The 12,495-nt window shown below is 41.1% G+C and carries 6 protein-coding genes; 2 read left to right on the forward strand and 4 right to left on the reverse strand.

Annotated features, from left to right (window positions below):
- Positions 1-43: 43 nt before the first annotated feature.
- From sov to FRX97_RS00095, 3 genes are read right to left on the reverse strand one after another with little or no spacing between them, the layout of a single operon-like run.
- Entirely contained in the window at positions 44-7,207 is a 7,164-nt protein-coding gene (gene sov / locus FRX97_RS00085; protein WP_170226953.1) for a T9SS outer membrane translocon Sov/SprA, read from the reverse strand.
- Between the two features lie 42 nt (positions 7,208-7,249).
- Complete coding sequence (gene ruvA / locus FRX97_RS00090) at positions 7,250-7,828, reverse strand: Holliday junction branch migration protein RuvA (protein WP_147012119.1); 579 nt, start codon at positions 7,826-7,828, stop codon at positions 7,250-7,252.
- 1 nt (position 7,829) lies between these two features.
- On the reverse strand, positions 7,830-10,100 hold the full coding sequence (locus FRX97_RS00095; RefSeq protein ID WP_147012121.1) for an NADP-dependent malic enzyme: 2,271 nt from the start codon (positions 10,098-10,100) through the stop codon (positions 7,830-7,832).
- Positions 10,101-10,150: 50 nt separating this feature from the next.
- Between FRX97_RS00095 and FRX97_RS00100 the strand changes: the two genes are divergently transcribed.
- Both FRX97_RS00100 and FRX97_RS00105 read left to right on the forward strand, forming a co-directional pair.
- Positions 10,151-10,855 (forward strand): Sir2 family NAD-dependent protein deacetylase, encoded by a 705-nt coding sequence (locus tag FRX97_RS00100; RefSeq protein ID WP_147012122.1) that lies wholly within the window; start codon positions 10,151-10,153, stop codon positions 10,853-10,855.
- Complete coding sequence (locus FRX97_RS00105) at positions 10,852-11,460, forward strand: outer membrane beta-barrel protein (RefSeq protein WP_147012124.1); 609 nt, start codon at positions 10,852-10,854, stop codon at positions 11,458-11,460. Before FRX97_RS00100 ends, FRX97_RS00105 begins: the two co-directional genes overlap by 4 nt.
- A 269-nt stretch (positions 11,461-11,729) precedes the next feature.
- On the opposite strand, the gene FRX97_RS00115 is transcribed toward FRX97_RS00105, so the two are convergent.
- On the reverse strand, positions 11,730-12,431 hold the full coding sequence (locus tag FRX97_RS00115; protein WP_147012128.1) for a T9SS type A sorting domain-containing protein: 702 nt from the start codon (positions 12,429-12,431) through the stop codon (positions 11,730-11,732).
- Positions 12,432-12,495 lie beyond the last annotated feature (64 nt).

Below are 12,495 nucleotides of genomic sequence, written 5' to 3' on the forward strand. Positions count from 1 at the left end.
TTCTCGTTTGTCGCCAAAAATAATCAAATAGCTAAGTCGACCATTACGGTGCTAAAGAATATCTAAAACTTAAACCTGCTCGCGTATTAAATGTTGGGAATGGGATGGATAAAACGGGCTTAGTTACACTGCGATCGTAATATGCTCTAATGGTAATTTGAGAGTTCACCACATAATCTGCATTGCAACGTATCGAAATGCTTAATCTACCATCCGTAGGATCATTAACCCCCTCATTAATTTTTCTAATAACGGTAACGTTTCTGGCAATTGATATTTGGGCGTTTGCGTTTATATCACTCTTCAAATCTTTATTCCCTATTTGGAAAGGGAATTTCACGTCCTTAAACCTGTACCCTATACCAATATCAAAGCCAAGACTCTTTACCTCCGTTATCTGCTGGTTGGTTAAACTCAATGCTACCTGACGATCTTTATTAACATTAAGCTTGGTGCTTAAACTGTTTTTCCAACTCACGTTAAATCCAACTAGCGGTGCCAAACTTTCTTGAATTGCAACTGTTGTTATTTGCCTTTCGGGAATAAAGTCGTTGTTGTCTCCACTTCTTGCCGCATTACCGTTATTATCTGTACTCTGCAGGTTGGTGGTATAACTAGCTCTCGCCGACGCTTTGTAAGCGTGATTTACCGAAACGTTTCTAAACAATTTTCGCATGGCGGGAACTTTCCCCAGTCCGGTATAAGTTAAATTCCAACTTGGCGCGGGGGTTTGACCAAAAATATCCAGTGAAACAGAATTTGCAGATTTACCAGTGTACGCCGCCATAAAAGAGGGAATTAATACATGTTGCGAGCTTCCACTGTAACCATCGTAATATCCAGACTGCAATACGCCAGAACTGTTGTCATCTTCTTCTCCTAAACGTCTAGAAATTTCTCTTCTATTTTCTAGGAGCTCATCAAATAATGGGTTGGTAAAATTATCTGGATCATCTGGTGTGAAGGCGGTTTTAAGCATGTTTATAGACATACTAACCGAACCTTGCTCTACCGGGCTTTGCAACTCCCAAGCATCGGGATTGAATAACAATTGGCCAAACTGATTGGTATCTCCATTGTGCCTGAAAAACCCATTGCTAGAAACCGTTAAGTCTTTATTCCAACTTAAATCGATACGCATATCCTTAACCGGTTCTAGATTCAACCTAAGATTATACGTTTCATTTTCGGTGGTGGTGTAAGGCTGGAAAAGCTCTGGTTCTGCTACTAACCATCCTTCTTGGGCCGCCATAAATGGGAAGTCTTCATTTTGCTGCCCGAAAACAAAGCCAAACCCTGGTGCATTAAACCCAGGGTCCATCCCCATAATACTGGTCCTCTTTGCATATCCCGGCAACATCATACCCTGGTTTTTGGTGTAGGTAAACGTTGCCGTTTTAGCCGACATCAATAGACTTAGGAACTGTTCTGCGGGGTTTAAGGCGTTTGGATCCTTTTTCTTCTTTTTATCGGTAGTATCCGATTTATTAGGTTGAATTTTATTAAGGTTGTTTAAAGAACTTACTGCGCTGCTTCTTGAGCGTGAACGCCTAGCTCTATTTTTCTTGGCAGTTAACTCCCTTAAGAATTTAACCTTGTTGTATAAGCGAGCAAAGGTGGCTTGTCCATTAATAGATTTGGTATTGCTATTTTGTAGGGTATGCCCCAAACTATCTTGAGAAAACGGTGCTCGCTGCCAATCGTAAGTTCCATTGTATCCCAAATTGGCGTCTAACCAATCTAAAGCGGGAATTTTACTTAAGGGGATGTTGTAATTCAATCCAACCGTTTGCGTAAAGTGCGTGGTTTCACCAAATTCTCGAATACTCGCTCTAACGCTATCTACAAAGACCTTGTACTCGTCTTCGAACTGCTTGCTAACCCTTCCAGCAGGTTCCCCAATTACCGCCTCATTATTAGCGTTGTACGTTAACTTTAACGACTTGGTTAAATCGTATTTTAAATCGTAAACCCTATTCCAGTTAAAGGTTTTAGTATAGTTTGGAGTCGGAGGCAATTCGAACTCTGTATTGGAGCGGATTACCTGCTGAGTATATGACCTGTTTACAGTAGTACTGAAGGCAATATTTCTTGGAGATAAGTAAAAGTTAAAGTCTCTAATGGGCGCAAAGTATTTCCCTTCTTGCAGCCACTCTACCTTTTCGAAGGGTTTTATGCTTTTTGGAATATGATTAAACCCATAGGTCAAACCTCCTCGATAGGTTTTATTAATCTTATTCTCGGTATTAAAATCTCTGAAGTAGGTTTCGTTGTAGGCATAACTTAACGACAAGTTTTCTACATCGTAAATCTTGGGTTTCTTTTCTGGATTAGTTCTTTCCTTTCTAACCCCTGTGAAGTTTATAGATCTCCTTATGGTTTTAGTTTGCGTTCTTCTTAAACGCTTTTCCTTGGCATCTTTGGATAATCCATCTGTTGCCTGATCAAACTCTAAGTCTGGAGATAGCGGATCGTAGCGAGGATTCACGGTTTGTTCTGAAACTCCCATGTACATTGGAATTTTTATTCCCGATTCCTCGGGTAAAAATTTCCCTAATTCCAAATTGGTACTGGCATCGTAGCCTTTTCGGGTTTCTTGTTGCCTTTCGTTTACCTTTTTCTCAATAGACCCAAAGCCAGGGGTACTGATATTACCCGCCACGGCAACGGTACCAAAATCGGCGAGATCGGCATTTAATCTACCTACGGCAGCCCATCCCCCTTCATTGGTAAAATCGGTTAAACGCAACTCGTTTACCCAAACCTCTACCGATCTTAATCGACCGTCATCGTTGTTCCAAATATTCTTCTCTCGATACGGATTTCGAATCCCTATCATCAAGGTTGTTACATCACTTAAAACAGGGTTCCCCTTAATGGTCACTCTATTTTTACCTATGGTTTTAGAATACTCTATTATGGCAGGATTACCGCCATTATTTCGTTCGATTTTCAAATTCTGCAGATCCTCGAACTCGATAACCATGTTGTTCGCCTCTGGCCAAACACGGTTTGGATCCGTTACTATCCCCCCCGAAATATCGGTTGGGGTGAGCGGCATTTCGTACTCGTAGTAGTTATTTTCAAAATCCGATCCCAAACGAACAAAAACAGTGATATCTCCATAATTCAGAGGTAAGCTCTCGGAGATATTTTCTCCGTGAACGTACATTTGAATTTTCTTGTATTGTCTAACATCGAACTGGGTATTTTTAAATCCAGCCTTTGCCTCCCCGTCGTTTAAGTTCTGAGAACGCAAAACCAATGCTTGCTCGTTTAGTTCCCGCGCGTTGGTTGTAGATACATCTCGCTCCCTTGCTATCCCTGGAGGCAGCACATAATTTACCGGCTCACGTTGAGAGTTTTCCTCAATATTCACAGCCGCAATATCGAAGCTACTGGTAACCGCCGGAAGCGGTGCATCTGGATCCAGTAATGCCTTTTGGTACTTACGCCATTCTCCTCGCACCAACTCCAATCTTGCAAACCTTAAATTTGCCTGCTCAGACCACCCCTTCATGAACATTCTGATAAAACGGATGGCTCTTAAATCTTGAATTCCACCAATAGTTGCTTCTGGAGCGCGAACGGGTACTTTAAACTGGTACCATTTTACTGGTTTCTCGGCTCCATTGGGGAGTTCGGGAACCGCCTCAACAACGTTGGTAATGAAATTCTGTCCAACAACCATATCCTCAGGTCTTAGAGAAACTCGGTATTGGAAATAACTTTCCGATTCTGATAAGTTGTTATCCAGGTTAACGTCCTCTGTAGTTGGAATTGCAGTAGCCGAAGTTGGATAGTTTTCCGGACTATCTTGAGTGGTAGGCGAGTTACCTTCTACTCCATTGTATCTTTTATAGCGCTCTATAATATCGAGACTAGCATCATCGTAATCTGTACCTCGATAATAATGGTAATTATCATTCGCAGGGTCATTCACAATCGCATTATACGCTTCGGGACTAACCCTTGGACGGATGGCATCCAAAAATGGTTTAAAGAAAGTACGCTCAGCTAAATCCGGTAATCCATCCATACCCACATCCTGGGTTTTGGTAGAATTATCGGAGTTATCAAAGGCGTTAACTATACTTTGTTTTTTGGGTATCAATCCCCAAACGGTAGTATCCAATTGCGCATCGATGTCCGATGGATTTTTAGGAAGACCATTCTCAAAACTCTTTCTCGAATCCTTTAAGATATCCTCCGAAATATTCCCTAGGTTAAAATACAGATCACCACCAGTAGTATTTTTAGAATCCTCGTTAAAGGGATCCATTAACCAGAACTGAATGAACTCAACGTTGTTTTGTTCGAAATTGGAAGTAGAAATTCTTTTCATAATCCCCCCCCAAGATTCCTCCGGATTACTCAGGCTACCGTCTGGCTCTAGGTTGGGGTTAAAGTTATAGGGACCTCTTTCTTTCGGGAAGAAGTTTAAATCAAAAACGGCAATGTTTGCAGGAGTTTGAGGCGCTAATTGGCGGTTGGGAAATACTTCCTGTTCCAGTACCTGACGCTGAAAATGGTTAGAACGAATATCGTCGTCTATATTATCAGGGGTTAGATTATCGTTTCTAAAGAATAACGGATCAATAACGTGCCACGCCAATTGTGCTCTGTCGTACCCATATTCCAGATTATTGGTTTTCCCACCATTGGGAAATAAAGTTGGCTGCCCTTGCGGTGCAGAAGCTAAACTCCAGCCGTTCGCAGATCTTAAATCAATGGTAGATTGTGAACCTTCGAAATCATCGATGTAGGCATTTCCACCTTGACCAATTGCTCTGGAGTGCCCTGGTATTAACTGAGCAAATTCCCCGTTGAAACTAATATTCGACTTCTCCTTAGTGCTAATAAATGGAAGTCCATCCACCAACTTTGTTAGGAAGGGAGCCTCTTTTTGGAAAGCAACATCAAACCCATAAATGGTATTGTTAATGGGTTCATCGCCAAAATTAACTTTTGGAGTGATGGGTCGTTCGCTAAGATTTAAAATGGTTGCACCAATGTTTATGTCTTTGCTAACTCGATAATCGAAACGTCCTCCAATAAGGGTTTTCTGTTGTACCGAGAACAATGAGTTAGACTCCAAACTGATTTTGATGGGGGTTTGCGACTCCAGTAACCCTTGATTTATAATGGTTACCCTACCCAAATTGTAATCTACGGTATAATCGACATTTTCTTTAAGTACCACCCCACCAGCAGAAACCACCACTGAACCTTCGGGTATGTTTAAAGCGTTAAGCGAAATTTCCGATCCCGAGGCAGACTTGTATTCTCCCGCCATACTAAATCGGTTTTTCTCTGGAATTTGTTGCGCAGCAATAACCGTGGAATCGTAAAGCTCCTTGAAAACGACATTTGCAATGGTATCGGGCGGAACCCCAGCAGCAATAAGCTGTTTCTCTAGAAACTCACCAAAGGGTTCAACAGAGGTTAAGTATATCCTACCATTTCTGGCATTTATAGTTCCTCCGTTAGTTGCAGCACCATCCACAAAGTCAAAAACTCCATCAGGATTTGAGGCACCCACAGCATCTAAACGATCTAAGCCCACCACCTGAAGCAAAGGTTTGTCTTCCACCCCTTTTAATGGCAAATAATTAATGTTCACCCCTATTTCTGGGCTGTTGTACAGCACATTTAAGGTAAAGTCTTGCTTATTTACTTGGTAGGCGTTTATCGAGTAAACGTTTTTCATCATCAGATCCCAAAGGGGAATACGAGGGTTGATGATGGTAGGCTTAATAAGTTTTAGCAACAGCGCTTTAGGTGGATTTACCCCATCAGTAGAAAGCTGTCCTACCTGGTAGGTTTCTCCATTTAAAGTATACTCAAATGCAACTGCCAATACTTCGTCGTTGTTAAGAGGCTGGGAATTAAGCGTAATAAAACCTAGTCTTGGGTTTAAGCTAAAATCGCTGTCTCTTAATTTCCTAGCACTTTCCAGTTTCTCGAAATGGACGGCAGAAACATAACCCTTTGCCTCTAAAGCACTGGCAGCATTACTAAAACCTGTTATATCAGGATCCTGCGAAATATCCGCATATATGCTGTTGTGGTTATTGTATGGGTGACGCCCTGGGTCGTTATCTGTAAAGGTAAAGGGAGGATTATAATTTGGAGTCTGGTATGCCTGATCTTCCCCTAAATCGGAAATGGCTACAATATTCCTAGTATCCTCAGTGGTATTATTGTAATTGGTTACCCAAACCTCTATCCTCGTAATGTTTATACCCGAATTCACATTCGGTAGACTCGCCAGCGCCTTGTCGTACTGATTCCTAAAGTAGTTCGATAGAAAGAAGTGCTTGTTCGCTTCGTACTCGTCTGCCTTTATTTCAAATTTGGAAGTTTGAGCTCCTCCCGAAACTTCAATTTCAGATCTTTTTCCCTTTTGTTGGGAGAAAACAGTGGTGGCTGTTAATCTTCCAAATTGGAGCTGCGTTTTAATACCAAATAAACTCTGGCTACCGGTAATAAGGCTATTGTTAAGCGGAAGGGAAACGTTACCTGCCTCAATTTTCTTTATAATATCGTCTTCTTCACCCGAGTAATCCAATTTCATTTGGTTATCGAATTCAAAAGTCGCTTCGGTGTTGTAGTTGGTTCCTAATTTTAATTTTTCCCCAATTTGCCCAACTACGTTAAGGTTAATGCGCTGATTAAATTCTGGGGTAATTATCCTTCTTTGTCTTTCGGCAAGGGCTGGATTTTCAGTTCGGCTTACATTAACTCCAAAATCCACCTCGAGTTGTCCTTGAGGCCGGATATCAATACGGTTTCCCCCAAAGATTCTATCAAAGGATTCGCTTTCTACTTCGAAACCAAACAAAGGTTTCTCGGCTCTTGCGCCCCCTTCAGACCCAAGGGCATCGGCCTGTTGTTTAGATTGCCAGTACTGTTTTATGGATTGCTCTAGATCGTAGCTTAAATATTCTTCTACAGTAAAGGTGCGAGGATAACGAACATACTTTCCACCTATCATTTTGTACACGGTGTAGCGCCCCGTTTTAGGGTCGTATTTTACCTGTGTTCCAAAATTGGATGGGTTATTTAGATTAAAAGGAGAGGAATATTCACCTCCAGCTTGAAAATCGTCGCGAAGAGGAAAGGGAAGGTTTACGCGAGGGGAATCGGCCTGCTGTTGCTGAAATGCAAAAAGGGAGTTTATCCCTATGCAGAACAAAAAAGCCAAAAGACAACAAGACCGAATAAATCTCAGCGAACTCAACACCTACTAATACAACATTTTAAGGGCGGCTTTTATTGCACTTTCCACACTTTCGGGTTTGCTTTCCGCCACTTTATCCAACACCTTTTGCGCTTTGGTTTTATCAAATCCCAAAACTAACAAGCCCGATAACGCTTCATTTATCAAAGTATTGCCCGAAACGGATGAAATTCCACCCATTTCTACGTCTTTAATTTTATCCTTTAATTCTAAAATTATTCGCTGTGCAGACTTGGCTCCTATTCCCTTGATTTTCTTGAAGGTATTAACATCCTCGGATGCTATGGCTACTTTAATTTCTTGGGCCGACAAAGATGACAAAATTAGTCGAGCTGTAGAAGCTCCCACCCCAGAGATTCCAATTAACAAGCGGAACATATCCAGCTCTTCCAAAGTAGAGAACCCAAATAGGCTGTGTGCATCCTCCTTTATTTGAAGGTGGGTATAAATTCTGTATTTCCCGCTTTCTGGAATATCCTGAAAAGTATTCAGGGAAATATGAATCCAATACCCCACACCATTTACATCGAGTAATAAATGGGTTGGAGATTTCTCTTCTATGGTACCTTGTAAAAAATGTATCATCCTATTTCCGGGTTTCGCAGTCTAAAACAGCGATGGCTGCCATGTTAATTATTTCCTTTACCGAACAACCCAGGGTTAATACATGGAAAGGTTTATTCATTCCCATTAGCACAGGGCCAAGTGTTTCTGCACCTCCCATTTCATCCATTAATTTATAGGCAATATTTCCTGCAGATAAATTGGGGAAAATCAAGGTATTCGTTCTTTGGTCTAAAAGTTTTGAGAAGGGGAATTTCTCATTCATCAAATCATTGTTGATGGCAAAATTCGCCTGGATTTCCCCATCCACAATTAAATCTGGGTGCTCTTCTTGAAGTATTTTATTCGCTGCACGCATTTTTTCGGCGTCGGGACCAGGTGCCGAACCGAAATTGGAATACGAAAGCAATGCAATGCGAGGCTCTATACCGAATTTCTTAACCGTTTTAGCCGTTAACAGCGTAATCTCTACAATCTCCTCAACAGTTGGATTTAAGTTTACCGTAGTATCCGCGAAAAAGTAGGGTCTGTCTTTGGTAAGCATTACATACATTCCCGCCACTTTTTTAATTCCCGGCTCGGTTCCCACACATCTCAGTGCAGGACGCAATACCTCTCCATAAGAGCGGGTAATTCCACTTAAAAAGGCATCCGCCTTACCCGTCTCTACCAGCATAGATCCAAAATAATTTCGCTCGCGCATCATTTTTTCGGCTTCCCAAAGGGTTACCCCTTTGCGCTGACGCTTGGCAAAGTATTTCTTACCAAAATCCTTTCTCAACTCCGCAGCCGAATCATCACGTGGATCCATTATTTCACATCCGGATAAATCCAGATGATGCTCCTGTTCTAAAGATCTAATCTCATCTTCCTTACCCAATAAAATAGGTATGGCTAAATTTTCCTCAACACATTGTTGGGCTGCCTTTAGAATGTAGTAGTTATCGGCCTCTGCAAAAACTAAGCGCTTCTTTTTAATTTGCTTAGCATTCTCAAAAATATTTCTGGTAAAGCGCTTTTCTAAACCTAAGCGCGACATCAATTTTTTCTCGTAGGCTTTCCAGTCGGTAATGGGGTGTTTAGCAACTCCCGAATCCATTGCCGCCTTTGCTACAGCCATAGATACCTCAGTTATTAATCTAGGATCTAGAGGTTTAGGAATTATGCTTTCTCTACCGAAGGTTAGGGTTTTTAATCCATAGGCTTGTGCCACCTCATCGGGAACCGTCTTTTTTGCCAGCTTTGCCAGAGCGTGTACGGCAGCCAATTTCATTTCCTCATTAATATCGGTAGCCCTTACATCTAGCGCACCTCTGAATATGTATGGAAACCCAAGTACGTTATTAACCTGGTTGGGATGATCGCTTCGACCCGTTGCCATAATCACATCTGGCCGTGTTTCTATGGCTGTTTGGTATGGAATTTCGGGATCGGGATTAGCACAGGCAAAAACAATTGGGTTCTTGGCCATGCTTTTTAGCATTTCAGGAGTAACGATATTCCCAATACTCAATCCCAAAAACACATCTGCACCTTTCATGGCATCAGCTAAATCCTCATAGCTATTTGGATTAGCAAATTGTCTTTTTCTTTCGTCGAGATCATCTCTATCGGTGGTTATTGCGCCTTTGGAGTCGAACATAACTATGTGCTCTTGCTTTACTCCCAGGGCTTGGTACAATTTTCCACAGGAAATAGCTGCAGCTCCTGCACCGGAAACCACCACTCTAACTTCCTCTATTTTTTTCTCTGCTAGTTCAAGTGCATTTAATAATGCTGCTGCCGAGATAATGGCTGTACCGTGTTGGTCGTCGTGCATAATTGGAATATCCAATTCCGCTTTTAAACGACGTTCTATTTCAAAAGCTTCTGGAGCCTTAATGTCCTCTAAATTTATTCCCCCAAAAGTTGGAGCGATAGCCTTAACAGCATTAACAAAACCGTCTATATCTGTAGCATCAACCTCTATATCAAAAACGTCTATATCAGAAAAGACCTTAAACAAAAGTCCCTTTCCTTCCATTACTGGCTTAGATGCCTCAGGCCCAATATTCCCCAATCCGAGGACTGCAGTACCATTAGAAATTACTGCAACTAAATTCCCTTTTCCAGTGTAGTTATAGACTTTATCGGTGTCTTCTGCAATTACTTTACAGGGCTCTGCCACCCCAGGAGAATAGGCTAATGATAAATCACGTTGTGTTTGATAGGGTTTGGTTGGAACCACTTCTATTTTACCGGGCTTTCCCTTTTCGTGGTAATCCAGTGCTTCCTGACGCTTTGATTTAGCCATAAACTTATATTTGGCGCAAAGGTAATAGAACCATTAAAGTGGACTACCCCATGAGCAAAAAGAAACTCGCCGTATTAACTGGAGCTGGAATTAGCGCCGAAAGCGGATTAAAGACCTTTAGAGATGGCGATGGCCTTTGGGAAAATCACTCTGTTTACGATGTGGCTACCCCAGAAGCATGGCAGCGAAATCCGAATCTTGTATTACGTTTTTATGAGGCGCGTTGGAAGCAAATGAAAACAGTGCAGCCCAATGCCGCCCACCAGGGTTTAAAAACGTTGGAAACTGATTTTCAAGTAGAAATTATCACCCAAAATATAGACGACCTTCATGAGCGTGCCAGCAGTAACCACATCCTTCACCTACACGGTGAAATAAACAAGGTTTGCTCGGATAAAAACCCCTTTAAGCCATTGAAATTACCCAACCCCGAAAAATACATAACACTTGATGACAGGGCAGCGGACGGAGGAAAATTAAGACCATATGTAGTTTGGTTTGGAGAACCCGTTCCCGCAATGGAACAAGCTGCAGAAATCGTTATTTCGGCCGACGCATTAGTGATTATTGGGACAAGCCTACAAGTATATCCAGCCGCTGGCCTTGTTAACTATTTACATCCTTCCAAACCCATTTTTATTTTAGACCCCAACCCCATGGCCGAATTATCGGTTGCAAACCCCATATACAGCATAGCCAAAAAAGCGGGTGAAGCTTTTGAGGAACTTAAAACACTAATTGATAGAAATTTATGATTAGAATCCTAACAACAGCTACTTTACTTCTCTTAACTGGGGTAATATTTGGACAGAAATATAGGTTTACACCAGAATTTAGCTTTGGCCTAGTCGCTGCTCAAGTAGATGGAGATGCCATTGGCGGATACGACAAACCTGGTTTAGCAATTAGTTATGGTGTTAATAAATTATTGGACCGCAAGTGGAATTTCAATTTTGCCCTACAATTTGCCCAGAAGGGGAGTCTAAAAAGACCAAATACTCAGCAGGGAGATTATACTAAATACGGCATAAACACCATGTATATTGAAAGTCCGTTTCGTATAGAATACCTAGCTAAACCTTTATCCATCTTTATTGGAAGCAGTATTGGCGGTTTAATTTATGCCAGAGAGTACGACCAAAATGGTACAATAGATGGCAATCCAGAATTTAACCGAATTGAATTGGCTGGGTTTATGGGAATTAAATACTTTTTCAATCGAAAACTATTTGTTGAGCTCAGCGCAGGTAATTCGTTGCTCCCCATACGAAACTTTAGGGATGGCCCCTCTTGGTTTAGAAATAACGGACAATACAACCGATGGCTGCTTAGCAAAATAGGATTCAATATTCGCCGTTAGCTAATTGAAACCAGATTAATAAGACATGTTAGATTTAATTAAAAAAGTGCTCCAACAGGTAAGCTTCGATCCAAAGCTATTTGAAAAAGAGCTTAAAAAAGGAATAAGCCGATTGAAGCAAAAAAATGAGATTCAACAATTGCGGCAATGGTGCCACGAAAAATTTCACCATCAATACGGTGGGATAATTAACAACTGCTTTGCCCTAGGGTAAATAAAAAAGGGGATGATCGCTGATCATCCCCTTTTTTATTTCAGTAATGGCTTTATTAGAAAATAGAAACCTTGCTAATGTTTAGCACTTCACCATTCTCATTTAATAGGTTCACTAAGTGAATTCCTTTTGTAAATCTTTGTGTTGGTACAATTAGAACTCCATCGTCTAAACGTACATCATCCATAAATACAACCTTACCAGTTATATCTCTAATTTCAATGCTTCCTGCACCTTCTAAGTTAGAAAGCGCAAGTGTAAGCTGCTCATTTGCTGCGCTATAGGCTACTTTCACCTGGTTTTTAGCAAGTTCTTTAATTCCTACTGTAGCTTCGGTTGCATCAAAAATGATAGTTAACCTCTGGTTATCCGACGTGTCATTTGCATTAGTAAATATATAGTCGATTTCGGTAACACCTGGTCTTTCTTCGGGGTTGTAATAAGCAGTAAAGGTTTCATCAACTCCCTGTGGATCAATAATAACACTAGCCTCTGGGTTACTTTGGTTAGCGTTGGCTGGGTAACAATTAACCCCCCAACAGAAATAATTAATACTTCCAAATACCTCTTTAACCAACTCTCTTCTCATGTCAACTTCAGCGGTGTTATTTGCATCGTTATATACTTTAACGTAAACACCTCTTTCGTATTCAGTGTAACCCATTTTAACGGTTACTTCTGTTTTTTCTAAACGTATTTGAGAAAATGAGGTAAGGGTAATTGCTAAGGATACTAGTAAAAGGGTAAAGTGTTTCATACTCCTGTTTGTTTTATTTGAGATTCAAAATTATAGAAATAATGGGCTTTTGCGGATGGTTTTG

Origin of the sequence: Luteibaculum oceani, from assembly GCF_007995015.1 — a bacterium.
Lineage (GTDB): Bacteria > Bacteroidota > Bacteroidia > Flavobacteriales_D > Luteibaculaceae > Luteibaculum > Luteibaculum oceani.